The organism is Bradyrhizobium sp. ma5, from assembly GCF_042258955.1.
Classification (GTDB): domain Bacteria; phylum Pseudomonadota; class Alphaproteobacteria; order Rhizobiales; family Xanthobacteraceae; genus Bradyrhizobium.
Window position 1 is genome coordinate 8,744,405 of sequence record NZ_CP170156.1, and the last position, 25,173, is coordinate 8,769,577.

Annotated in this window: 21 protein-coding genes; 10 read left to right on the forward strand and 11 right to left on the reverse strand. The window is 64.9% G+C overall.

Annotation, left to right across the window (positions count from 1 at the left end):
- Nucleotide 1 precedes the first annotated feature (1 nt).
- Nucleotides 2-703 (reverse strand): protocatechuate 3,4-dioxygenase subunit beta, encoded by a 702-nt coding sequence (gene pcaH, locus ACE103_RS41340; RefSeq protein WP_375777630.1) that lies wholly within the window; start codon nt 701-703, stop codon nt 2-4.
- Between the two features lie 105 nt (nt 704-808).
- A complete protein-coding gene (gene pcaF / locus ACE103_RS41345; RefSeq protein WP_375777631.1) occupies nt 809-2,017 on the reverse strand; it encodes a 3-oxoadipyl-CoA thiolase in 1,209 nt (402 codons plus the stop codon).
- A gap of 212 nt (nt 2,018-2,229) precedes the next feature.
- Between pcaF and mutS the strand changes: the two genes are divergently transcribed.
- The gene (gene mutS, locus ACE103_RS41350) at nt 2,230-4,959 is read left to right on the forward strand and encodes a DNA mismatch repair protein MutS (protein WP_375781290.1); all 2,730 of its coding nucleotides are present in this window, start codon (nt 2,230-2,232) and stop codon (nt 4,957-4,959) included.
- 190 nt (nt 4,960-5,149) lie between these two features.
- Here mutS and ACE103_RS41355 read toward each other — a convergent pair whose 3' ends face one another.
- From ACE103_RS41355 to ACE103_RS41375, 5 genes are all read right to left on the reverse strand, one after another.
- A complete protein-coding gene (locus ACE103_RS41355; RefSeq protein ID WP_375777632.1) occupies nt 5,150-5,950 on the reverse strand; it encodes a hypothetical protein in 801 nt (266 codons plus the stop codon).
- Between the two features lie 129 nt (nt 5,951-6,079).
- Nucleotides 6,080-6,589: an OsmC family protein gene (locus ACE103_RS41360; protein WP_100951020.1), complete on the reverse strand. Its 510-nt coding sequence runs from the start codon at nt 6,587-6,589 to the stop codon at nt 6,080-6,082.
- A 56-nt stretch (nt 6,590-6,645) separates the two neighbouring features.
- The gene (locus ACE103_RS41365) at nt 6,646-7,431 is read right to left on the reverse strand and encodes an ABC transporter ATP-binding protein (RefSeq protein ID WP_375777633.1); all 786 of its coding nucleotides are present in this window, start codon (nt 7,429-7,431) and stop codon (nt 6,646-6,648) included.
- Nucleotides 7,431-8,267 carry an ABC transporter permease gene (locus ACE103_RS41370; RefSeq protein ID WP_375781291.1) on the reverse strand — a complete coding sequence of 279 codons (837 nt, stop codon included), beginning with the start codon at nt 8,265-8,267 and terminating at the stop codon, nt 7,431-7,433. Before ACE103_RS41370 ends, ACE103_RS41365 begins: the two co-directional genes overlap by 1 nt.
- Nucleotides 8,268-8,486: 219 nt before the next feature.
- On the reverse strand, nt 8,487-9,461 hold the full coding sequence (locus ACE103_RS41375; RefSeq protein ID WP_375777634.1) for an aliphatic sulfonate ABC transporter substrate-binding protein: 975 nt from the start codon (nt 9,459-9,461) through the stop codon (nt 8,487-8,489).
- A gap of 198 nt (nt 9,462-9,659) precedes the next feature.
- Between ACE103_RS41375 and ACE103_RS41380 the strand changes: the two genes are divergently transcribed.
- A complete protein-coding gene (locus tag ACE103_RS41380) occupies nt 9,660-12,452 on the forward strand; it encodes a [protein-PII] uridylyltransferase (RefSeq protein ID WP_375777635.1) in 2,793 nt (930 codons plus the stop codon).
- A 311-nt stretch (nt 12,453-12,763) separates the two neighbouring features.
- On the opposite strand, the gene ACE103_RS41385 is transcribed toward ACE103_RS41380, so the two are convergent.
- Nucleotides 12,764-13,030 (reverse strand): hypothetical protein, encoded by a 267-nt coding sequence (locus tag ACE103_RS41385; protein ID WP_375777636.1) that lies wholly within the window; start codon nt 13,028-13,030, stop codon nt 12,764-12,766.
- Nucleotides 13,031-13,401: 371 nt separating this feature from the next.
- On the opposite strand from ACE103_RS41385, the gene ACE103_RS41390 reads away from it, so the two are divergent.
- From ACE103_RS41390 to ACE103_RS41405, 4 genes are all read left to right on the forward strand, one after another.
- On the forward strand, nt 13,402-15,168 hold the full coding sequence (locus ACE103_RS41390) for a PAS domain S-box protein (protein WP_375777637.1): 1,767 nt from the start codon (nt 13,402-13,404) through the stop codon (nt 15,166-15,168).
- On the forward strand, nt 15,162-15,833 hold the full coding sequence (locus ACE103_RS41395; protein WP_375777638.1) for a response regulator transcription factor: 672 nt from the start codon (nt 15,162-15,164) through the stop codon (nt 15,831-15,833). Before ACE103_RS41390 ends, ACE103_RS41395 begins: the two co-directional genes overlap by 7 nt.
- 89 nt (nt 15,834-15,922) lie before the next feature.
- Nucleotides 15,923-16,309 (forward strand): response regulator transcription factor, encoded by a 387-nt coding sequence (locus tag ACE103_RS41400; RefSeq protein WP_375777639.1) that lies wholly within the window; start codon nt 15,923-15,925, stop codon nt 16,307-16,309.
- Nucleotides 16,310-16,637: 328 nt separating this feature from the next.
- Complete coding sequence (locus tag ACE103_RS41405; RefSeq protein ID WP_223971921.1) at nt 16,638-16,829, forward strand: hypothetical protein; 192 nt, start codon at nt 16,638-16,640, stop codon at nt 16,827-16,829.
- Between the two features lie 162 nt (nt 16,830-16,991).
- Here the strand turns inward: ACE103_RS41405 and ACE103_RS41410 are convergent, their stop codons facing one another.
- The gene (locus tag ACE103_RS41410) at nt 16,992-17,516 is read right to left on the reverse strand and encodes a methylated-DNA--[protein]-cysteine S-methyltransferase (protein WP_375781292.1); all 525 of its coding nucleotides are present in this window, start codon (nt 17,514-17,516) and stop codon (nt 16,992-16,994) included.
- A gap of 229 nt (nt 17,517-17,745) precedes the next feature.
- Between ACE103_RS41410 and ACE103_RS41415 the strand changes: the two genes are divergently transcribed.
- The 3 genes from ACE103_RS41415 (at nt 17,746) to ACE103_RS41425 (ending at nt 20,919) form a co-directional block, all read left to right on the forward strand.
- Nucleotides 17,746-18,108, forward strand: a complete 363-nt coding sequence (locus tag ACE103_RS41415; RefSeq protein WP_375777640.1) for a DUF1304 domain-containing protein — start codon at nt 17,746-17,748, stop codon at nt 18,106-18,108.
- A gap of 128 nt (nt 18,109-18,236) precedes the next feature.
- Complete coding sequence (locus ACE103_RS41420) at nt 18,237-19,457, forward strand: ABC transporter substrate-binding protein (RefSeq protein ID WP_375777641.1); 1,221 nt, start codon at nt 18,237-18,239, stop codon at nt 19,455-19,457.
- Nucleotides 19,458-19,692: 235 nt separating this feature from the next.
- The gene (locus ACE103_RS41425) at nt 19,693-20,919 is read left to right on the forward strand and encodes an ABC transporter substrate-binding protein (protein ID WP_207834440.1); all 1,227 of its coding nucleotides are present in this window, start codon (nt 19,693-19,695) and stop codon (nt 20,917-20,919) included.
- A gap of 288 nt (nt 20,920-21,207) precedes the next feature.
- Here the strand turns inward: ACE103_RS41425 and ACE103_RS41430 are convergent, their stop codons facing one another.
- Nucleotides 21,208-22,140, reverse strand: coding sequence for an IS110 family transposase (locus ACE103_RS41430; RefSeq protein WP_375777642.1), 933 nt, complete (start codon nt 22,138-22,140; stop codon nt 21,208-21,210).
- 218 nt (nt 22,141-22,358) lie between these two features.
- Nucleotides 22,359-22,784, reverse strand: coding sequence for a DUF1330 domain-containing protein (locus ACE103_RS41435; protein WP_375777643.1), 426 nt, complete (start codon nt 22,782-22,784; stop codon nt 22,359-22,361).
- Between the two features lie 139 nt (nt 22,785-22,923).
- On the opposite strand from ACE103_RS41435, the gene ACE103_RS41440 reads away from it, so the two are divergent.
- Entirely contained in the window at nt 22,924-25,167 is a 2,244-nt protein-coding gene (locus tag ACE103_RS41440) for a transglycosylase domain-containing protein (RefSeq protein WP_375777644.1), read from the forward strand.
- Nucleotides 25,168-25,173: the final 6 nt, after the last annotated feature.

Below are 25,173 nucleotides of genomic sequence, written 5' to 3' on the forward strand. Positions count from 1 at the left end.
GTTACTTGGTCTCCATCGGCGTGGCGTTGCGGCCGCGCAGCACGATATCGAAGCGATAGCACAGCGCCCATTCCGGCTTGGTGTTCTCGAGATCGAACGACGAGATCATCCGCGCCCGCGCCTTCTCGTCGGTCACCGAGTTGAAGATCGGGTCGAACGGAAACAGCGGATCGCCGGGGAAGTACATCTGCGTGACGAGACGCGAGACGAAGGCGTGGCCGAACACCGAGAAGTGGATATGCGCGGGCCGCCAGGCGTTGTGGTGATTGCCCCACGGATAGGCGCCCGGCTTGATGGTGATGAACTTGTAGTAGCCGGATGCATCGGATTGGGTCCGGCCAGCGCCGGTGAAATTCGGATCGAGCGGCGCCGGATGCTGGTCAACGACGTGGATGTAGCGGCCGCAGGCATTGGCCTGCCACAGCTCGACCAGCGTGTTGGGCACGCCGCGGCCGTCCTCGTCGCGCACGTGTCCATGCACGATGATGCGCTCGCCGAGCGGCTCACCCTTGGCCTGGATGGTGAGATCATTGTCGTGCGCGCGCACCGTCTCGTGACCATAGACCGGACCGGTCAGCTCGGAGAGCGTGTGCCGCATCGGGATCAGCGGCCTCGAGGGCGAGCGCTTCACGGTGGAGCGATAGTCCGGCGACAGCCGCGCCGGATGGGCCGCAAGCGATTGCAGCGGATACAACAGGGTCATGGCGAATTCCTCCGCGGCCCGCGCGCCCCGCGAGCCCACTTCAGATCATTATAATGCATAACCAAATTGGGGAAGGGCTGTTTTCAGCCCCGCCAAGCTATTGGATTAGTTCAGTTTTTCGATCGCGACCGCAACGCCCTGGCCGACCCCGACGCACATAGTTGCCAAGGCAAGCTTCCCGCCTCGCTTCTCCATGCCGTGCACGGCGGTCAAAACCAGCCGCGCGCCGCTCATGCCGAGCGGATGGCCGAGCGCGATCGCGCCGCCATGCGGATTGACGAAATCGGCGTCTTCCTTGACGCCGAGCTGGCGCAGGCAGGCGATGCCTTGCGAAGCGAAGGCCTCGTTGAGCTCGATCAGATCGAAGTCCGACACCTTGATGCCGAGCCGCTCGACCAGCTTCTTCGTCGCCGGCACCGGGCCGATGCCCATGATGCGCGGCGGCACCGCGGCCGAGGCGAGGCCGAGGATTTTTGCGCGCGGAGTCAGGCCGTGCTTCTTCACAGCGGCTTCCGACGCAAGGATCATCGCGGCGGCGCCGTCATTGACGCCCGACGCGTTGCCAGCGGTCACCGTGCCCGGATTGCGCACGATCGGCTTCAGCTTGGCGAGAGCTTCGAGCGTGGTCTCCGGGCGCGGATGCTCGTCCTTGTCGACAGTGATCGGGCCCGCCTTGCCGCCGGGAACCTGGACCGGCACGATCTCCTCGGCGAAATAGCCCGACGCGATCGCGGTACCCGCGCGCTGCTGCGAGCGGATCGCCATCGCATCCTGATCGGCGCGCGAGACCTGGAATTCCTCGGCGACGTTCTCGCCGGTCTCCGGCATCGCATCGACGCCGTACTGCGCCTTCATCAACGGATTGATGAAGCGCCAGCCGATCGTGGTGTCGTAGACGTCGGACGAGCGCGAGAAGGCCTCCGCGGCCTTGCCCATCACGAACGGTGCGCGCGTCATGGATTCGACGCCGCCCGCGATTGCGAAATCGATCTCGCCGGCGCGGATGGCGCGGGCCGCCGCACCGACCGCGTCGAGACCGGAGGCGCAGAGCCGGTTCAGGGTCTGGCCGGGAACCGATTCCGGCATGCCGGCGAGCAGGAGCGCCATGCGCGCGACGTTGCGGTTGTCCTCGCCGGCCTGGTTGGCGCAACCGAAATAGACCTCATCGACCTGATTCCAGTCGAGCGTCGGGTGCTTGGCCATCAGCGCCTTGATCGGGGCCGCCGCGAGATCGTCGGCGCGCACCTTGGCGAGCGAGCCGCCGAAACGGCCGATCGGTGTCCGGACGGCATCGCAAATGAACACATCACGCATTGAATCTCTCCCTGAATGCCGCGACTTAGGCGCTGGGTCGGCTGGAACTTGAGGGGAGTTTTAGGAGCGTGCCCGCGGCAGGTCAATTGACGTGGCTGCCCGCCCTGCACGCATTACCGTGAGGGCTGTCATAATGGCACCGTGGACAGGGTGGAAAACTCCGCCTTCGCGGATAGGACCGCATGGCGAAATTCTGTAGTTTCCGCCACCTCATGACCATTCAGCAGCCCATCCCCGTTCCGCCCGAAGCCACTGCCGCCGAGGCGCCGTCGCGCGTCACGCCGATGATGGAACAGTACTTGGAGATCAAGGCCGCCCACCCCGGCCTGCTGCTGTTCTACCGGATGGGCGATTTCTACGAGCTGTTCTTCGAGGATGCCGAGATCGCCTCGAAGACGCTCGGCATCGTGCTGACCAAGCGCGGCAAGCATCAGGGCATGGACATCCCGATGTGCGGCGTTCCGGTCGAACGTTCCGAGGACTATCTGCATCGCCTGATCGGCGCCGGCCACCGCGTCGCGGTGTGCGAGCAGACCGAAAATCCGGCCGAGGCAAAGGCCCGCGGCAACAAGAGCGTGGTCCGCCGCGGCGTGGTGCGGCTGGTGACGCCGGGCACGCTGACCGAAGACACGCTGCTCGACGCCCGCACCAACAATTACCTGATCGCGATCGCGCGCGCCCGCGGCTCGGCCGGCGCGGATCGTCTCGGCCTTGCCTGGATCGACATCTCGACCTCCGAATTCATGGTGACGGAGTGCGCGACCGCGGAGCTTGCGGCGACGCTGGCGCGGATCAATCCGAACGAGGCCATCGTCACCGACGCGCTCTATAGCGACAACGAGCTCGCACCGACCTTGCGCGAGCTGCCGTCGGTCACGCCGCTGACCCGCGACGTGTTCGACAGCGCCACCGCCGAGCGGCGGCTGTGCGACTATTTCGCGGTCGCGACCATGGATGGCCTGTCCGCAATGTCGCGGCTGGAAGCGACGGCTGCTGCCGCGGCCGTCACCTATATCGACCGCACCCAGGTCGGCAAACGTCCGCCGCTGTCGCCGCCGGCGCGCGAGGCTGCCGGCACCACGATGGCGATCGACCCGGCGACCCGCGCCAACCTCGAACTGACGCGGACGCTCGCCGGCGAGCGCCGCGGCTCGCTGCTCGATGCGATCGACTGCACCGTCACCGCAGCAGGCTCGCGCCTGCTGGCGCAGCGCCTTGCCGCGCCGCTCACCGATGTTGCCGTGATCGCGCGGCGGCTCGATGCGGTCTCCGCCTTCGTCGCGGATTCCGCGGCGCGCGAGGACGTCAGAACCGTGCTGCGCGCGGCGCCCGACATGTCGCGCGCGCTGGCGCGGCTCTCGGTCGGCCGCGGCGGCCCGCGCGATCTCGCCAGCCTGCGCGATGGCATCCTTGCCGCCGACCAGGCGCTGGAGCTGCTCGCGCAGCTCAGCAATCCGCCGGCCGAAGTGTCGACCGTGATGGCGGCGCTGCAACGTCCCTCGCGCGATCTGGCACGGGAATTCACCCGGGCACTCTCCGAGCAATTGCCGCTGATCAAGCGCGACGGCGGCTTCGTGCGCGAAGGCTATGACGCCGCGCTCGACGAGAGCCGGAATTTGCGCGATGCCTCGCGCCTCGTCGTCGCCGCGATGCAGGCGCGCTATGCCGAGGACAGCGGCATCAAGACGCTGAAGATCCGGCACAACAACGTGCTTGGCTATTTCGTCGAAGTCACCGCGCAGCACGGCGACAAGCTGTTCGCGCCGCCGCTGAATGCGACCTTCATCCATCGCCAGACGCTCGCCGGGCAGGTCCGTTTCACCACCTCGGAGCTCGGCGAGACCGAGGCCAAGATCGCCAATGCCGGCGAGCGCGCGCTCAATCTCGAGCTCGAGATCTTCGAACGGCTCAGCGCGCTGGCGCTCGCCGCCAGCGACGATCTGCGCAACGCCGCGCATGCCTTTGCGATGCTCGACGTCGCGACCTCGCTGGCGAAACTGGCGATCGACGACAATTACGTGCGGCCCGACGTCGACGGCTCGCTCGGCTTTGCGATCGAGGGTGGCCGCCACCCGGTGGTCGAGCAGGCGCTGAAGCGCGACGGGCAACCGTTCATCGCCAATGCCTGCGACCTGTCGCCGGCGCCGGGACAGAAGTCCGGCCAGCTCTGGCTGATCACCGGTCCGAACATGGCCGGTAAATCGACCTTCCTGCGCCAGAATGCGCTGATCGCGCTCTTGGCGCAGATCGGCTCCTACGTGCCGGCATCGCGGGCGCGGCTCGGGATCGTCGATCGGCTGTTCTCGCGCGTCGGCGCCGCCGACGACCTGGCGCGCGGACGCTCGACCTTCATGGTCGAGATGGTCGAGACCGCCGTGATCCTGAACCAGGCCAGCGAGCGGTCGCTCGTCATCCTCGACGAGATCGGCCGTGGCACTGCGACCTTCGACGGCTTGTCGATCGCCTGGGCCGCGATCGAGCATCTGCATGAGAGCAACCGCTGCCGCACGCTCTTTGCCACCCACTATCATGAGCTGACGGCGCTCTCGGCCAAGCTGCCACGGATGTTCAACGCCACGGTGCGGGTCAAGGAATGGCAGGGCGACGTCGTGTTTCTGCACGAAGTGCTGCCGGGCTCCGCCGACCGCTCCTATGGCATCCAGGTCGCCAAGCTCGCCGGCCTGCCGCCCGCGGTGATCACCCGCGCCAAATCGGTGCTGGCGAAACTCGAAGCCCAGGACCGCGGCCAGACCGCGCGCGCCTTGGCGGACGACCTGCCGCTGTTCGCCGTCCCCTCCCGCGCTGCAAGTGAGGACAAGCCGCCGCCGAGCGAGGTGGATTTACTGGTCGAGGCGCTGAAGGCGCTACACCCCGACGAGATGTCGCCGCGCGAAGCGCTCGATGCGCTGTATGCGTTGCGGGCGAAACTGCCGAAGCAGTAGCCGCGGAGCCCGGATGCAGCGAAGCGAAATCCGGGGCCGCTCTCTCCGTTGCACAACCGCCCCGGATTGCGCTGCGCTTCATCCGGGCTACGGATGTCTCACTCGTCATTGCGAGCGAAGCGAAGCAATCCATCGATCCACATACGCGGACAGATGGATTGCTTCGTCGCTGCGCTCCTCGCAATGACGGCTAGGCTCGCGCCTTCTTCCTTCGCCCGAGCTGCCACAGCGCCAGATTCCAGGCGATGCAAGTGGCGAGCGCGCAACTGAGGCCGATGGGTGAGCCGAATTGCGCGACCGCGACATGCAGCACAGCGATGCCGAGACCGAAGCCGAGCAGGCCCCAGGCGCTGTTGGCGAGCACGGCGGCGGTGGCTGGACCGCCGATCCGCGGATGCAAGATCAGCATCATCGAGGAGAACACGATCGGAAACAGCGCGATCACGCCGGTGACGCGCGGGCCGACCCAGGTCGACGCAGTGACGACCGTGCCGACCAGGCTCGCGACCAGCGCTGCGCGCAGCGGAATGTCGTACCAGCGCCGCGCGATCAGCGGCATTTTCGCTACGTGTCGATAGGGCTTGAGCAGCGGAATGCAGATCGCAAACGCAATGGCGTTGAGGATCAAGCCGCCGGCAAGCGTCCACGCGAACTGACGGATGATGGTGCCCAGTACGAGCCACAACGCGATCGCCGAGCCCGCGCTGATCCACATGCCGCGGCGCCGCGCCAGCACCGCATAGGTGAGGCCCATGAAGATCGTGGCCGCATTGACCGGCAGGCTCGACAGCGCGCCCTCAGCGATGAAGGCGGCGTCATGGTCGAGCGCAAGGAAGGTGTAGGACGGCCCGGCCGAGATCGGCAGGGTGGCGATCAGTGCGCCGATCACCGGCCCCGAACGTTCCGTGATGATGGACGCGCTGACCACGAAGGCGGCCGCAACCGCCATGCGCAGCACGAGGAGCAGGACGAAGTGGAGTTCGGGGGACATCGAGCGTCGTCCCGGCGAAGGCCGGGACCCATAACCACGAATGGGCGTGAGGAGCGAAAGCCGTCGGACAGCGCGGCTTGAACCGAGAGGACACGGCGTATGGGTCCCGGCTTTCGCCGGGACGACGCGTTAGACCCGCTGCATCGTGACCGACACCTTCGGGCCGTTCTTGATGGTCTGATAGACCACGCAATAGCGCTCGGTGAGTTTCAGCAGCAGGTCGAGCTTGTCCTGCGGCGCGTCGGTACCGACGTCGAAGCGCAGGCGGATCTCGCGGAAGCCGACCGGGGCCTCCTTGTCGACGCCGAGCGTGCCGCGGAAATCGAGATCGCCCTCGGCGAACACGTTGCCGACCTTCAGCGGCACCTCGACGGCAGTCGCGACCGATTTCAGCGTGACGCCGGCGCAGGCGACCAATGCCTCAAGCAGCATGTCGCCGGAGCAGAGCTCGAGCCCGGAGCCGCCGGTCGCCGGGTGCAGGCCGGCGACCGCGAGCGCGCGGCCGGTTTCGACCTTGCAGGACAGGCTTTCGTTGTCGATCGTGCCCTTGGCCTTCAACGTGATCACGGCGGCCTGGGGATCGGTCTTGTAACGCTCCTTGATCGGAGCCTGCATTGCGCGGAGTTCGGCGGAGTCCATGGTTCTGCTCCCGGCTGTTCTTCTTTATTCCGATGTAAGGCCTTATAGCGCCGATGTCACCACCACATCGCCTCGCCGGCGCTGGATTTGTCCGTGACGTCACGCACCGAACGGTCCAGCGAGCGGTCGAGCGCGGTCAGCACGCGGCGCTTGAAGGTGTCGAACAGCTCCGATTTGCGGTCGCGGGGCCGCGCCAGATTGATGGTGATCTGCTCGAACAGCCGGCCCGGGCGCGGCCGCATCACCAGCACGCGATCGGCGAGCACCACGGCCTCATCGACGTCATGGGTGACCAGGATCAGGGTCGGCCGCGTGTCGGCCCAGAGATCGAGCAGATGGTCCTGCAGGTCGCGCCGCGTGAAGGCATCGAGCGCCGAGAACGGCTCGTCGAGCAGCAGCACTTCAGGCTGCGGCACCAGCGCGCGGGCGATCGCGACCCGCTGCGCCTGCCCGCCGGAGAGCTCACGCGGCCAGGCGGCGGCCTTGTCGGCAAGGCCGACGCGGGCCAGCGCCGCCGCGACCCGCTCGCGCCTCACATCAGCCGGAAGGTCGGCGAGACCGAAGCCGATATTGTCGGCGACGGTGAGCCAGGGCAGCAGCCGCGGCTCCTGGAAGATGATGCCGATCTCGGCGTGCGGCGACGTGATCACCGCGTTGTCGAGCGTCACGCTGCCAGTGCTGGCGCGATCGAGGCCGGCGATGGCGCGCAGCAAGGTCGACTTGCCGCAACCGGAGCCGCCGATGATCGCGACAATCTCGCCGGGCTGGATTTCGGCCGAGAAGCGCTCCAGCGCGTGGACCCCGTTCGGATAGGTCTTGCCGACATCCTTCAGCGCCAGCATCACTGCCCTCCCCGCGCGCCGAACGCATCCTGCCAGCGCAGCAGCGGCGCCGTCGCGACCTCGATCAGCCAGTCGGTGAGCTTGCCGAAGATCGCGAAGATCACGATCGCGGCGAGGATCTGCGCCGGCTTGCCGAGTTGCTGGCCGTCGATCAAGAGATAGCCGAGTCCTTCGGAGGCGCCCATGAATTCGGCGGCGACCACGAACATCCACCCCAAGCCGAGCCCGACCCGCAGCGACACCACATAGGCCGGCAACACCGCAGGCAGCAGAATGCGGCGGATCATCGCAAAGCCGGACAGCCGGAACACGCGACCGACCTCGACCACCTTGCGATCGACCGACAGGATCGCGCCCATCACGCCGAGATAGATCGGGAAGAACACGCCGACCGCAATCAACGCGACCTTCGAGGTCTCGAAGATGCCGAGCCACAGGATGAACAGCGGCACCCAGGCGATCGAAGGGATCGCGCGCAAGGCTTGCACGGTCGGATCGAGCAGCCTCCGCGCCAGGCCCCAGTAGCCGGAGATCGCGCCCATGACGGTGCCGGCGGCGACGCCGAGCGCAAAGCCCGCGGCGACACGCCAGAGCGTCGCCAGGACATGGCGCGACAGCTCGCCGCTTTTGGCGAGCGCCACGATGGTCTCGAACACCTTCGACGGCGGCGGCACCAGGCGGCCGTTGGAGTAGCCGAGAGCAACGATGAGTTCCCAGCCCAGCGCGAGCGCGACCGGCAGCACGAGCCCGAGCACCGGGCGCGCATAACGCGACCATCGCGCCGCCGCCGCACGCGGCGCGGCCGTCTGTTCCAGCGCAGGCAGGTCGACGGTCATGGCCATAGCAAGAACTATTCTTCCGGCGGGATTGCAAGATGGGGGAACGGACTCCGCTCTATCCACGTCGTCCCGGCGAAGGCCGGGACCCATAACCACAGGCCGTGGCGAGAGAGAAAGCTGGAGCCAAGGCCTTGTTCAACAACAACGCCCTGTGGTTATGGGTCCCGGATCGCGCTTCGCTTGTCCGGGACGACGGAGTTAGTTTGGCGACGGTGGCTAGTTGGTGGGCAACGGGACCTGATCGTCGATCAGGCTGTCGAGCGCGGCCTTCACGTCGGTCTTGGCATCGATCACGCCGGCCTGCTGCAACGCGAGGCCGGCGGCGAGGATCGACTCGCGCTGGGGAGCGCCGATGCGGCTGTGGGTCAGCTCGGTGCGCTCCTTGAGCTGCTTGTCGACCACGGCGTCGGGCAGCTTGGTGACCGCGATGAAGGTCTTCTTCAGCTCGTCATAGTTCGCCAGCGAATATTTCCGCGCCTCCTCATAGGTGGCGAGCACGCGACGGACGATATCCGGATGCGCTTTCAAGAACTCCTCGCGCACATTGAGGATACCCCAGGTGTTGGCGTCGGCCTTGCGGTAGAACAGTTTGGCGCCGTCCTCGACCTCCGCCTGCGCCATCATCGGGTCGAGGCCGGCCCAGGCGTCGACATCGCCGCGGATCAGCGCGGTCTTGCCGTCGGCGTGCTGCAACAGCACCGGCGTGATGTCCTTTTCGGTCAGACCGGCGCCGAGCAGCGCGCGGACCAGGAAGATGTGCGGGTCGGTGCCCCGCGTTACCGCGACGCGCTTGCCCTTGAGGTCGGCGACCGACGCGATCTTGGAGTCCTTGGTGGTGACCAGTGCAGTCCATTCGGGACGCGAATAGACATAGATCGACTTGATCGGGTTGCCGTTGATCCGGGCAACCAAAGCGGCCGAGCCCGCGGTCGAGCCGAGATCGATCGAACCGGCGTTGAGGAATTCGAGCGCCTTGTTGGAGCCGGCCGACTGCACCCAGACGATGCTGATGCCGTCCTTGGCGAATTCCTTCTCCAGCAGCCCCTTCTGCTTCAGGACCATCGACACCGGATTGTAGGTCGCCCAGTCGATCCGGATCTCCTTCAGCGTATCGGCGGCGAGCGCCGCGCCGGGCAGCAACGCGGAGATCGCGAACAGCGTCGCGAAAGCGCGCCGGGAAAATTTCTGCATTGGTCGATCCCCTCGGGTTGATTAATAAACAGTCTTCTAATTCAATGAGTTAGCCTTGCGGTCAACGAGAAAATCTCTACCCTTTAGGCGACGGCGCGAGAACGATCTTGCTCACGGCGTCGTCAGGAGAGCATGGAGCTGCTGTCGTAATACTTTGGTCAGTGACAGCAACAGCTCCGTCCGATATCGGAAGAACGTATGGACAGCGTCGTAGCCGAAGTCCGCCCTGAAGCGGATGATCGTTTCGAGACCGAGCGGATCACCGCGGCGGTCAATGCACTCGCCGAACAGCACGCCGGCCGCGAGGACCAGTTCCGCGCCGCGATGGCGCAACTGCTCAAGGCCGAGCTGATCGCCGCGCGCGCCACGGCGCAGACGCTGCTGCTGAAGGACCGCCACGGCCGCCGCTGCGCGGAACGACTGTGCTTCGTGCAGGACGAGATCATCCGCATCCTCTACGCGGCGGCGACCCGGCATCTCTATCACTCGCCGATCCCCTCGGGCGCCGAGCGCATGGCCGTGGTCGCGACCGGCGGCTATGGCCGCGGGCTGATGGCGCCGGAATCCGACATCGATCTGTTGTTCATCCTGCCCTACAAGCAGACCGCCTGGGGCGAGCAGGTCGCCGAAGCCATCCTCTATTGCCTCTGGGACATGGGGCTGAAGGTCGGCCACGCCACGCGCTCGGTCGATGAATCGATCCGCCAGGCGCGCGGCGACATGACGATCCGCACCGCGATCCTGGAGACGCGCTTTCTGACTGGCGACCAGCCACTCTACGACGAGCTGGTTGAACGCTTCGACAAGGAAGTGGTGCAGGGCACCGCGGCGGAATTCGTCACCGCCAAGCTTGCCGAGCGCGAGGAGCGGCATCGCCGCGCCGGCCAGTCGCGCTATCTGGTCGAGCCCAACGTCAAGGACGGCAAGGGCGGTTTGCGCGACCTGCACACGCTGTTCTGGATCGCCAAATACGTCTACCGCGTGCGCGAGACCGACGAGCTGCTGGAACGCGGCGTGTTCGACTCGCAGGAGTACCGCACCTTCCGCCGCTGCGCCGACTTCCTGTGGTCGGTCCGATGCAATCTGCACTTCTTTGCAGGGCGCGCCGAGGAGCGTCTGTCGTTCGACATGCAGCGCGAGATCGCGGTCCGCCTCGGCTACACCTCGCATCCCGGCATGCAGGACGTCGAGCGCTTCATGAAGCACTACTTCCTGATCGCCAAGGACGTCGGCGATCTCACCGCGATCCTGTGCGCCAAGCTCGAGGAGGAGCACAACAAGCCGGCGCCGGTGCTGAGCCGGATGGTGGCGCGGCTGCGGCCCGGCGCCAAGCGGCGGCGGGTGGCCGGCAGCGACGACTTCATCGTCGACAACAACCGCATCAACCTCGCCGCCCCTGATGTGTTCAAGCACGATCCGGTCAATCTGATCCGGATCTTCCGCCTCGCGCAGCAGAACAACCTCGCCTTCCATCCCGATGCGATGCGCACGGTGACCCGCTCGCTGAAGCTGATCAACACCCAGCTCCGCGACAACGAGGAAGCCAACCGCCTGTTCATGGAGATCCTAACCTCGAACGATGCCGAGACCGTGCTGCGGCGGATGAACGAGACCGGCGTGCTCGGCCATTTCATCCGCGCCTTCGGCAAGATCGTCTCGATGATGCAGTTCAACATGTACCACCATTATACGGTGGACGAGCATCTGCTCCGCTGCATCGGCTACCTGCAGGACATCGAGCGCGGCGGTAATGAGGAGTTCACGGTCGCCAGCGACCTGTTCCGCAAGATCCGTCCCGAACATCGCCCGGTGATTTACATCGCAACCCTGCTGCACGACATCGCCAAGGGCCGGCCGGAAGATCACTCGATCGCCGGCGCCAAGGTGGCGCGGCGGCTGTGCCCGCGGCTCGGGTTCTCGGCCGCCGACACCGAGCTGGTGGCGTGGCTGATCGAGGAGCACCTGACGATGTCGACGGTGGCACAATCGCGCGATTTGTCGGACCGCAAGACCATCGAGAATTTCGCCGCTGTGGTGCAGTCGGTCGAGCAGATGAAGCTGCTCACGATCCTGACCACCGCCGACATTCGCGGCGTCGGCCCGGGCGTCTGGAACGGCTGGAAGGCGCAGCTCCTGCGCACGCTGTACTATGAAACAGAGCCGGTGCTGACTGGCGGCTTCTCCGAGGTCAACCGCGCCCAGCGCATCGCGGTGGCGCAGGCCGAGTTCCGTCGCGCCTTCACCGAATGGCCGGAGGTCGAGCTCAACGCCTATATCGGCCGGCACTATCCGGCCTACTGGCTCAAGGTTGAGCTGCAACGCAAGATCCGCCAGGCGCGCTTCATCCGTGCCAGCGAGCAGGCCGGCCACAAGCTCGCGATCAATGTCGGATTCGACGAGGTCCGTGCCGTCACCGAGCTCACGATTCTCGCGACCGACCATCCCTGGCTGCTGTCGATCATCGCGGGCGCCTGCGCCTCGGCCGGCGCCAACATCGTCGACGCGCAGATCTACACCACGACCGACGGCCGCGCGCTCGACACCATCTCGATCTCGCGCGAGTACGACCGCGACGATGACGAGGGCCGCCGCGCGACGCGGATCGGCGAGATGATCGAGCAGGTGCTGGAAGGCAAGCTCAGGCTACCCGAGGCGGTGGCCAAGCGCGCGGTGCGCAGCAAGGCACGGCCGTTCATCGTCGAGCCCGAAGTGACCATCAACAACCAATGGTCCGACCGCTACACCGTGATCGAGGTCTCCGGTCTCGACCGCCCCGGCCTGCTCTACCAGCTGACCACCGCGATCTCGAAACTCAATCTCAACATCGCCTCGGCGCATGTCGCGACCTTCGGCGAGCGCGCCCGCGACGTGTTCTATGTCACCGACCTGCTCGGCGCCCAGATCACCGCGCCGACCCGGCAGGCCGCGATCAAGAGCGCGCTGCTGCATCTGTTGTCGAGCGAGGACCAGGCGGCGAAGCCGGCGGCGTAGCGGCCGACTCCCCTCTATCCTCTATCCGTCATTCAGGGGCAGCCCGCAGGGCTGAACCCGGAATCCATCGGACCTCCCGTTTGCGGTGAAATGGATTCCGGGCTCTCGCTTCGCGAGCCCTCAGATGCGCAATTGCGCATCAGGGAATGACGACGGAGAAACTGAGCCCGGAATCCATCAGGGCCGGGGCTAGACGGGGAGTGGATTCCGGGCTCTCACGGAGGCTGTTGTCGGACCCGTTTTGCGCGACCCAGGCGTGAGCAGCCAGCGCGTCGGTCCCGGCAGCCTGCCGGACTTGGATCCAGAGTGGGCTACGATCCTGGATCCGGCACGTTCAATTGCGACTGCAGCGTCGCGAGGCTCGCCCCCAGCAAGGCCAGGTAGCTCGCCTGACAGAGCACAGCGCCCAAATCGAAGACGTCGAGCAGATCGATCCAGGGGTTGCCGGCCGGCCCGCTGGCGGCTTGCTTGCCGCCATCGATCACGAAGGGCTGGAAACTGCGGTTACGCCTCTGAGGCGTGGTCTCGCGCCCGACATCGTCGGAACAAAGGATCAGATGCAGGCGCGTGTTGGGCATTTCAATCTCCCGTCTCGGATTGACGATTGCTGAACCCCGGAGGCCTCTACTGTCATCGAGTTACCCAATAAGCGTAGCCAGCGGGAGGAAACGGGCCATTGAACGGAGGTTGATCCAGCCGTTACATTCGGATGGGGACGACATACTTTGGTTTAGCCGCAACCTGGGCCTGCGTTGGTCTGACGATTGCGCTTTCCGCGCGATCTCACGCGATGCGAGTGGATCGCCAAAAATCGCCCCCACGATCCGGTTCGGACGTCGAGAAAGCTGCTAATGTGCAGTTTGTAAGGAGGGCGACGTTGTCGCCGCTGATGATAGCGGTCACCTAGCGACGCAGCGCGGCCCATGATGGCCAAGTGCTGGACGGCCAAGTGCTGGTGCTGCCGATGATGCGCATCCCGACCACGAGGTCCTGGTCGGCCGAGCAATGGCTGCTCGGCGGCATGGTGCTGGCTTTGGCCGCAACCTGCATTGGGCTGCTGCTTGGTCCGCAGCCTGCCGCTTCCGCCCATCTGATCGCGCTGGCGCTGCTGATCGCCTCGCTTGCCGCCGCATTGCTGATGATGGGGGTGGTGGGCCGCACCCACAGGCAGATGGAAGCCATGTTGCGCGGCCGGGTCAGCGGCGAAGAGCGCGCAATAGAGGCCCTGCGCAACAGCGAAGCGCAATGGAAGGAGGTGTTCGAGCACAACCCGGTCATGTACTTCATGGTCGACGCGACGGGTCTCGTGCTGTCGGTCAACACGTTCGGCGCGGCGCAACTCGGCTACACCGTCGACGAATTGCTCGGGCAATCCGTGCTGCGGGTCTTTGCCGCCGAAGACCATCAAGCGGTGCAGCGCAACGTCGCGGCGTGCCTCGACAACATCGGCCAGACCCACAATTGGGAGATCCGGAAGGTCCGCAAGGACGGCTCAGGACTTTGGGTTCGTGAAAATGCCAAGGCCGTGCGGCGGCAGGACGATCGATTGATCGTGCTGATCGCATGCGAGGATATCACCGAGCGCAAACAGGCCGAAAACGCGCTGCTGCAGAGCGAAATGTACCTGAGCGAAGCCCAGCGATTGAGCCACACCGGCAGCTTTGGCTGGCACGTCGCCAGCGGTGAGGTGATCTGGTCGGAAGAGACGTTCAGGATCTTCGGATTCGACAGGGCGCCTTCCATCAAGCATGCCACGGTCCTTCAACGCATCCATCCGGATGATCGCACCCGCGTGCAACGGACCATCGACCGCGTCTCGCTCGACGGCAAGGACTTCGAGCACGGCTACCGGTTGCAGATGCTGGACGGCGCGATCAAATATGTTCACGCCAGGGCGCACGCGGTGACCACCCCCTCGGGCGACACCGAATTCATCGGAGCGGTCACCGACGTGACCGCCCGCAAGCGCGCCGAGGCAGAATTGCATGAAGCACAGACCAACCTCGCGCACGTCACGCGCGTGACCGCACTCGGCGAGCTCGCTGCATCGATCGCCCATGAAGTGAACCAGCCGCTCGCCGCCGTGGTCGCCAACGCCGCGGCATGCCTGCGCTGGCTCAACCGTGCGGCTCCCGATCTGAATGAAGCGCGCGGAGCGGTCAGGTCGATCATCAGCGACGGCAACCGGGCGGGCGAGGTCATCCAGCGCGTCCGCGCGCTAGTGAACAAGACAACCGGTCAGATGGCGCCGCTCGACATCAATGAAGCCATCAACCAGGTGATCGGCCTGGTGCAGCACGAGCTACAGAGCCACCTTGTATCCCTGCAGCTCGACCTCGCTCCCGCGCTCCCGCCCGTTGTCGCCGACCGCGTCCAGCTGCAGCAGGTCATCCTCAACCTCGTCGTCAACGGCATCGAGGCCATGCAGCCGGTCTCGGACAGGCCACGGGAGCTCGTGGTCCGGACCCGCCAGGACGATGCCGGGCAGATCCTGGTCACGGTCACCGACTGTGGTGTCGGGGTTGCGACAGAGCATGCCGAGCGGCTGTTTGACGCCTTCTACACCACCAAAGCCAGCGGCATGGGAATGGGGTTGTCGATCTGTCGCTCGATCGTCGAAGCCCACCGGGGGCGCCTGTCCATGTCCAGAAATATCGGCCCCGGCACGACGTTCCAGTTCACCCTGCCGCTGCGTCAGGAGGATCATGCATGGTGATTGGACACGCGGCATCGTCTCCCGCTCTCGCGAACAACGAGCCGATCGTGTTCGTCGTCGACGACGACGCGTCCGTGCGAGACTCGCTGGGCAATCTTTTCCGGTCGGTCGGCCTGCGCACCGCCGCGTTCGGGTCGGCCCATGAATTTCTCCAGCACAAGCTCCCCGATGTTCCGAGCTGCCTGATCCTGGACATCAGGCTGCCCCGGCTGAGCGGCCTGGACTTCCAGGCTGAGCTGGCCAAGGCCGACATTCATATTCCGATCATCTTCATGACCGGCCATGGCGATATCCCGATGACGGTCAGAGCCATGAAGGCCGGAGCCGTCGACTTCCTGACCAAGCCGTTCCGCGATCAGGACATGCTGGATGCCGTCACGACCGCGATCGAACGCGACAGAACGCGCCGCAATGAGGCCAGGGCGCTCGCGAACCTGCGCGCAGCCTTCGCGACCCTGACCCCGCGTGAGCGCCAGATCATGAGCCTCGTCACCGCGGGACTGATGAACAAGCAGGTCGCCGCCGAAATCGGCGTCGCCGAGATCACGGTCAAGATACACCGCGGGCACATCATGCGGAAAATGGCGGCGAAGTCGTTGCCTGACCTGGTCAGGATGGCGCAGATCCTCGGGGTCAAGCAGGCATCCGACGGCGCGCAAACCTAAGTATGATTCTCCGGCCGCGGCTGACGACGCACTGTGGCGCCGTGAGAGCAGACACCAGAGGCCCCTCTGGCCGTTCCAGGAAACCCTTCTTGTCCAACCCGGTGATATCAATCGTCGACGATGACATGTCGGTCCGCACCGCAACCGACAATCTGGTCAGGTCGCTTGGCTACGCGGTCCAGACCTATGCGTCGGCCGAAGAATTCCTGCACTCACCGCAACTGGACGACACCTCCTGCGTGATCGCCGATGTCAGGATGCCGGCCATGAGCGGGCTCGACCTGCAGGCCCGGCTGATTGCCGACGGCCGGCGCGTTCCGTTCATTTTCATCACGGCCTTCTCCGTCGAAACCGACCGGGCCCGCGCCATGGAGGCGGGAGCGATCTGCTTTCTGATCAAGCCGTTTGACGGAGATGCGCTGGTCAAATGCCTCGATGCCGCGCTCGCACGGCAGGGCACAGCGACGAGCGCGTGAGTTCAAATCAATATACGCAAGGATGATGCCGGGAAACATTTGGACAAGTTGCGTATCGACGGTGGCAGCGCAAGATTTCGCGGCGCCGCCCCTCAGGAAGACCGGCGGCAACGACAGCATCAGACATTCTTGATTGGCCAATGGCAGTTCCTTGGAGGGAAGTCGCCATGCGTACGGAACCGCGCTGCGCCGAGTGTGACAGTGAAGATGCCAAGATCATCTGCCTGCGAAATCCGGCGTGCGAACGCTACTGCGGACGGCTCTGTCTTCACAAGGGTCAAGAGGACTTCATTCGCTGGCTTGGGCGAGCGAATGCGGAGGCGACATCATGACGGGCCGTTGCGGGAATCCAGGTTGTCGGCGGCCGTTCGGGCTGATCCGGCATAGCTGGTACTTCGAGCAATTCTGCTCGACGAAGTGCCGCGAGATCTACAGGCGGCAGTTGGAGCGCAACAAGGTCTACTGGAAGTGGCTCTATCCCCTCCCGAGAACCGGTGGCCCATCGAAGAAGCTGATCTGACGCGCTCAAGGAGATCCGATGACGACGGTCGATGCGATGCTGGTAGGAGCGATCCTCGCGTGGGTGCCTTCGCTGATTGTATTCCTCTACATCGTGCGTGACCTGCGAAACATGCCGCGCGAGGATCTCGATTGATCGTCTCGCTGCGGCTGGGTTCGGCCGCTACACCTCAACGCCCTCGTGGCGCAGCAGCCAGCGCTTGCGCTCCAACCCGCCGCCATATTTGACCAGCGAGCCGTTGGCGCCGATCAGGCGATGGCACGGCACGACGACGCTGATCGGGTTGGAGCCGTTGGCGTGGCCGACCGCACGCATCGCGTTCGGCACTTTCAGTCTTGCCGCCAGCGCGCCGTAGCTCATCGTGGTGCCCGGCGGAATCTTCGGCAGCGCGTGCCAGACCTTCTGCTGGAACGGGGTGCCGGCGACGCGCCATTCGACATCGGTCAGCCGATCAAGATCGCCGTTGAAGTAATCGCCAAGCGCCTTGCGCATCGCAGCCGGTGCACGGCCGTCCCGCAGCGTCACGGCGCCATAGTGCAGCCGCAGCAGGTCGAGCATGCGCCCTTCATAATCGTCCCAGTCCAGTGCTCGCAGCACGCCGTCGTCATCGGTCACCAGCAGCGCGGTGCCGATCGGCGTCTTGAGGCGGTCGAGGTTGAAGATCTGTGCGGTCTTGCGGTCGGTCATATCAGTCACTCTGGACAATCATTGCGCTGGAAACAGGTCGCTTGGCATACAATTCACCGTGCGCGTGCTAGCGTCCACCCGAATTCCGGCTGGAGTGTTTTCGAGCGAAAGACTGTCCCGGACTTGATCCGGGATGGACACCGGTTCGCGTGAAGAAAACGCGTCAAAACAAGAATCTTGAGCTTTGGTTCTGATTCAATCAGAACCAGAGCTCTGGGGGGGACCGAGCATGCTTTGGATAGCCAATTTTCTGGTCGCAGTGGTGGCTGCGCTGCACATCTACTTCCTCGTGCTCGAGATGTTTCTCTGGACCAAGCCGCTCGGGCTGAAGACCTTCCGCAACTCGATCGAGAAGGCCAATGATTCGGCCGTGCTTGCCGCCAATCAGGGGCTCTATAACGGCTTCCTTGCCGCCGGACTGATCTGGGGCCTGGCGCACGGCAATGCCGCCTTCGCATTCCAGATCAAGACATTCTTCCTGCTCTGCGTGATCGTCGCCGGCGCTTACGGTGCCGCCACCGTCAGCCGCCGCATTCTTTATGTGCAGGCGGCACCCGCGGCGCTCGCGCTGATCCTGCTCTGGCTGGCCTGACGCGACACTGCGCGCAGGGCCATCGCCTTGCAATGCCCTCACCGTTCCTCCATCATCCCGTTCAACGGTGACATCCGCCGGCTTGACGCTTGCGGACAAGATCACCGGCAACATGGGAGGTCACGGACATGAGGAGCGTGCAATTGCTCGCTGCGACAGCGCTTGCCATCGCGTTGTCGGTTACATCGGCCACCGCGCAGAAGAAATACGACGTCGGCGCGACCGACACCGAGATCAAGATTGGCCAAACCGTGCCGTTCTCGGGCCCCGCATCCGCCTATGCCGGCATTGGCAAGACCCAGGCGGCCTACCTCAAGATGATCAACGATCAGGGCGGCATCAACGGCCGCAAGCTGAACCTGATCCAGTATGACGATGCCTATTCGCCGCCCAAAGCCGTCGAGCAGGTGCGCAAGCTGGTCGAAGGCGACGAGGTGCTGTTCACCTTCCAGATCATCGGCACGCCCTCAAATGCCGCCGTGCAGAAATATCTGAATGCCAGGAAGGTGCCGCAGCTGCTCGCCTCCACCGGCGCCTCGCGCTTCTCCGATCCGCAGAACGCGCCGTGGACGATCGCCTTCAACCCGAACTACCAGTCCGAAGGACGCATCTACGCCAAATACATCCTGGCCAATCACCCGAACGCCAAGATCGGCATCTTCTACCAGAACGACGATCTCGGCCGCGACTACATCACCGGCCTGAAGAGCGGGCTCGGCGACAAGGCCGCGAGCATGATCGTTGCCGAGGTGTCCTATGAACTGACCGACCCGACCGTCGATTCCCAGATCGTCAAGCTGAAGGCCGCCGGCGTCGACCTGCTCTATAACGCGTCGACGCCGAAATTCGCCGCGCAGGCGATCCGCAAGGTCGCGGACCTTGACTGGCACCCGGTGCACATTCTCGACATCAATGCGAGCCCGGTGTCGGCGACGCTGAAGCCGGCCGGCCTCGACATCTCCAAGGGCATCATCTCGACCAATTACGGCAAAGACCCCGCCGATCCGCAGTGGAAGGACGATCCCGGCCTGAAGGCCTACTTCGCCTTCATGGACAAGTATTACCCGGAGGGCGACAAGCTCAACACCGTCAACACCTACGGCTATTCGACGGCCGAGCTTTTGATCCAGGTGCTCAAGCAGTGCGGCGACGACCTCACCCGCGAGAACCTGATGAAGCAGGTGACCAGCCTGAAGAAGTTCGTGCCGAGCCTCGCGCTGCCGGGCATGTCGATCACGACCGGACCGAACGACTATCGCATCAACAAGCAGATGCAGATGATGAAGTTCAACGGCGAGCGCTGGGAGCTGTTCGGCCCGATCATCGAGGACACCGGACCGGCGGGCTAGCGGCTCGCAGCCATCTCCGGCCACGAAAGCCGGCGCAGCGCATCCCCGCTGCGCCGTTCCTTTTTGCGCCGCCCCCTACTTTGGTTGACTGAAATCGCTCACCTTTTCGGCATCCGTCGCCTTGCATCGCAGCAACGGTTCCTCCAGTATCCGGCCCAGCGATGGCGACCGCGGGACCTTGAACCCGCGGACAAGATCATCGGCCAACCATCAGTCACGTGAGGGAAACAGCATTATGAGGAATGGGATTTTCCACCTGGTCACGGCAACGGCGCTCGCGATCGCGCTGTCTGCAACGTCGGCCTCCGCGCAGAAGAAGTACGATCCCGGCGCGAGCGACACCGAGATCAAGATCGGCCAGACCGTCCCCTTCTCCGGACCGGCTTCCGCCTATGCCTCGATCGGCAAGACCCAGGCGGCCTATTTCAAGATGATCAACGATCAGGGCGGCATCAACGGCCGCAAGATCAACCTGATCCAGTATGACGACGCCTATTCGCCGCCCAAGGCCGTCGAGCAGGTGCGCAAGCTCGTCGAGAGCGACGAGGTGCTGTTGACCTTCCAGATCGTCGGCACGCCGTCGAACGCCGCCGTGCAGAAATATCTCAACGCCAAGAAGGTGCCGCAGCTGTTCGCGGCCACCGGCGCCTCGAAGTTCACCGATCCGAAGAACTTCCCGTGGACGCTCGGCTTCAATCCGAACTACTTCGTCGAAGGCCGCATCTACGGCCAGTACATCCTGAAGGAGCATCCGAACGCCAAGATCGGCGTGCTCTATCAGAACGACGACCTCGGCAAGGATTATCTGAACGGCATCAAGGCCGGCCTCGGCGACAAGGCGGCCAAGATGATCGTGGCCGAAGCCTCGTATGAGGTCTCCGACCCGACCATCGATTCCCAGGTGATCAAGATCAAGGACGCCGGCGCCGACCTGTTCTTCTCGGCCTCGACGCCGAAGCAGGCCGCGCAGGCGATCAAGAAGATCGCCGAGCTCGGCTGGCATCCGGTCCACATCGTCGACATCAACGCCACCTCGGTCGGCGCCGTGCTGCAGCCGGCGGGTCTGGAGGCCTCCAAGGGCCTGATCTCGACCAACTACGGCAAGGATCCCGCCGACCCGCAGTGGAAGGACGATCCGGGCATGAAGCGCTATTTCGACTTCATGGCCAAGTACTATCCCGACGGTGACAAGAACTCGAACTTCAACACCTACGGCTACTCCACCGCCCAGCTGATGGTGCATGTGCTGAAGCAGTGCGGCGACGAGCTGACGCGCGAGAACGTGCTGAAGCAGGCCACCAACCTGAAGAACGTCGACCTCGACATGGCGCTGCCCGGCATCAAGGGCAACACCACGCCGAACGACTATCGCGTCAACAAGCAGCTGCAGATGATGAAGTTCAACGGCGAACGCTGGGAGCTGTTCGGCCCGATCCTCGAGGATGCCGGCCCGGCGGGCTAGTCGTTCGCGCAGAGTTGAGATGCAATCGGCGGCCTGCGGGCCGCCGATTTTGTTTTGGGGCTTCGCCCTGTCACCGTCATTGCGAGGAGCGATAGCGACGAAGCGATCCATCGCTCCGCAAGCCGAGACATGGATTGCTTCGCTTCGCTCGCAATGACGTCGATGGAACGATGCACTCCGTCACCCTGAGGAGGCCGCAACGCGGCCGTCTCGAAGGGTCGACGGCCACCAGCCGGGCCGTGCATCCTTCGAGACGCGCTGCGCGCTCCTCAGCGACTGTGTTCTTCGTCAAGCGGGTTGCCATGGTTTTTGGTCCCTGAGCATGGCGTTGAGGGTGGTGAGAACTTTGCGCGCAACGGCGATGAGGGCGACCATCTTGGGCTTTCCAGCGGTCACCAGGCGCCGATAGAAGACCTTGAGCTGCGGATGGTATCGGCTGGCCGACAGAGCGGCCATGTAGAGCCCGGCGCGCAGCTTGGCTCTTCCGCCGCCGATCATGCTCTTGCCCTTCCAGCGGCCCGACTGGCGGGTGAACGGGGCAAGACCGGCGAGGCTCGCGATCTGGCGCCGATTGAGTGCGCCGAGCTCCGGCACCTCGGCAAGGAAGGTCCGCGCGAGGGTGTTGCTCACGCCAGGAAAGCTGACCAGCAGTTCCTCCTTGGCGCGCCAGACTGGCGAGCCGCGCACCAGCGTGTCGATGTCGTTGTCGATCTCCGGCAGCTCCTTCTCGAGGACCTTGATATGGCGGGCAAGGCTCTTGCGGACGCGGACGTTCTCGGCCCGCTTCTCGCGCTGACGCTCGGCAACGATCATCTCGATGATCTGCCGTCGGCGACTGACCAGTTCAGCCAGCAGCCGAGCTTCCTGATCCGGCATGGCACGTGGCTCCGGCTTTACGGCCTCGACAAACCGCGCGATGACTGCCGCATCGATCGGGTCCGTCTTGGCACGCTGACCAACCGCCTGCGCGAAGTGCCGGATCTGGGCCGGATTGACCACCACCAGCGGCAGCTGAGCGCCCGCCAGCGCAGCAGCGACGATGGTCTCGAAGCCGCCGGTTGCCTCCACCGCAATCAGCGCTGGCGAGATCACCTGCAAGCGCGCAACGAGCTCTTCCAAGCCTTTGCCGTCACGCGCCACGGCAAAGGCTTCCCCGCTCGGACGCACATGCACGTCCAGCCGGTCCTTCGACACATCAATGCCAACGTAGATCGCGTCCATCTGCACCCCTCCTTGCGCAACCGGGCTCGCCAGGCGGCCCTCGCGACTGTTCGGGTTCAATGGAACAACGGACGGGGCGCCGCGCTGAGGCACGGGCTTCAAAGCCCTTGGATGAAACGGTCTCCCGTCCGCTACCGCACCGGACATTCTATCCGATCCGGCGATTCGAGACTTACAAGGGTGACGGTGATGGAGATTCGTCTCGCGCTAACGCGACCTCACTTCGGTATCTCACCAAAATTCTTCCCGACCGGCAGCACCGCGTGCCGGATCAGCCGCGAATCCTCGACGCCGGCCTGGCGGTGCTTCACCGCCTCGCGATAGACGGGATCGCGGATCATTTCGACGAAGGCGGCGACGCTTGGATACTCGGCGATGAAACAGTGATCCCAGCGCTCGTCTTGCGGACCGATCAGCATCAGCTCGAAGCGGCCCTGCCAGACGATGCGGCCGCCGAGCCGTTCGAACACCGGCCCGCTCTCGCGGCCATAGGCGGCATAGGCCTCCGCACCGGTCGCCTTGCGGCCGTCGGGATAGGCGGCCCATTCGCGCAAGCGCACCAGATTGAGCATGTGGATCGGGCCCGGCCGGTTGTTGTCCCGGAATTGCGCAAACACGTCCTTCGTCGGATCGATATGGCCCATGCGGTGCTCCTTTGTTTTGTTGTTCCGACTATATCTAGCACGCGCCGCCTCACCTCCTAATCCCCCGTTAAGCTTTGCGTAACCGCCCCTTAAACCGGGAACGCTAGCGTGCGCCCCTGTCAGGGTGTGAGCGTTGCGGATGGCGTGGGGACGTAAAAAAGGCGGTGCGCGCAAGGAGCCGCTGTTCGGGCTTCCGGCTGCGCTTGCCGACCTCCGCCTGTCGCCCTCCGATCGCGTTCCAGGCGGCGGCGACGACAAACCCGCCAAATCCAAACCCAAAAGCAGCGATTCCGGCAGCGAGAAACCGCGCCCGTCGCGCAGCGGCAGCAAGCGGCGGAGCAAATCGCGCGGCTTCGGCATCGGCCGCCTGTTCTATTGGACCGCGGTGCTCGGCCTGTGGGCGGGCATTGCGGTGATCGGTGTCGTGGTGTGGGTCGGCGCGCATCTGCCGCCAATCCAGTCCCTGGAAATTCCCAAGCGTCCGCCGACGATCCAGATCGTCGGCATGGACGGCAGCGTGCTGGCGCAGCGCGGCGAAATGGCCGGCGCCAACATCGCGTTGAAGGAACTGCCGCCCTATCTGCCGAAGGCGTTCATCGCCATCGAAGACCGCCGCTTCTATTCGCACTTCGGCGTCGACCCGGTCGGCATTTTACGCGCAGCCGTCACCAACGTGCTGCATCGGGGTGTGTCGCAGGGCGGCTCGACCTTGACCCAGCAGCTCGCCAAGAACCTGTTCCTGACCCAGGAACGCACCATGCAGCGCAAGCTGCAGGAGGCCGAGCTCGCGCTGTGGCTGGAACGCAAGCATTCCAAGGACGAGATCCTCGAGCTCTATCTCAACCGCGTCTATTTCGGTTCCGGCGCCTATGGCGTCGAGGCCGCCGCGCAGCGCTATTTCGGCAAGTCGGCGAAGAACGTGACCTTGCCGGAAGCCGCGATGCTCGCGGGCCTCGTCAAGTCGCCGTCGCGGCTGGCGCCGAACCGGAACCCCGAGGGCGCCGAGCAGCGCGCGCAGGTCGTGCTCGCGGCGATGGCCGATGCCAAGTTCATCACCGAAGCGCAGGCAAAGGCCTCGATCGGGCAACCCTCGATTGCCGTGAAGCCGGCCGGCGCCGGCACCGTGAACTATGTCGCCGATTGGATCGGCGAAGTGCTCGACGATCTGGTCGGCCAGATCGACCAGGACATCGTGGTGCAGACCACGATCGATCCGAAGCTGCAGAACGTCGCCGAAGCCGCCGTCATCGACGAGCTCGCCGCCAAGAGCGTGAAGTTCAATGTTAGCCAGGGCGCGCTGGTGGCGATGACGCCCGACGGCGCGGTGCGCACCATGGTCGGCGGCCGGAACTATGCCGAGAGCCAGTATAATCGCGCCGTCACCGCGAAACGGCAGCCGGGCTCGTCGTTCAAGCCGTTCGTCTATCTTACCGCAGTCGAATCCGGGCTGACGCCGGACACCATCCGCACCGACGCGCCGCTCGATATCAAGGGCTGGAAGCCGGAGAACTACACCCACGAATATTTCGGCTCGGTGACATTGACCCAGGCGCTGGCGATGTCGCTGAACACGGTGGCGGTGCGGCTCGGCGTCGAGGTCGGCGCCAAGAACGTGGTGCGCACCGCGCACCGGCTCGGCATCTCCTCCAAGTTGGAACCCAACGTCTCGATCGCACTCGGCACCTCGGAAGTGTCCGTGCTCGAGTTGGTCGGCGCCTATGCGCCGTTCGCCAATGGCGGCTACGCCGTGTCGCCGCATGTGGTGACCAAGATCAAGACCAGCTCCGGCAAGCTGCTGTATGACCGCCCGACGGACCCACCCAACCAGGTGATCGAGCCGCGCTATGACGCGATGATGAACAGCATGATGCGCGAGACGCTGATCTCGGGCACCGCGCGCAAGGCGGAAATCCCCGGCTGGACCGCCGCCGGCAAGACCGGCACCAGCCAGGATTATCGCGACGCCTGGTTCATCGGCTACACCGCCAAGCTCGTCACCGGCGTCTGGCTCGGCAATGACGACAATTCGCCGACCAAGAAGGCGACCGGTGGCGGACTGCCGGTGGAAGTGTGGACCCGCTTCATGAAGGCCGCGCATCAGGGCGTGCCGGTCGCGGCGATCCCGAACTCGCAGGGCAGCTGGGCGCCGGCGAACCTGATGCAGATCTCGTCGCAGATATCAGCGCCGTCAGCACCGGCGGCACCGCTGCAGATTCAGCCGCCGATGCAGGCACCGCCGCCCGCGCCGGTCCCGTCCGGCGGCGGCTATTACCGCCAGCCACCGCCGACGCCGGCCCGCGCCTCGGCGCCGCCGAACCCGAACGCGCGGCCAGAAGCAGCGGCGGGGCTGGATGGATGGTTGGCGGATCGGCTGTTTCGGTAGGCGTTA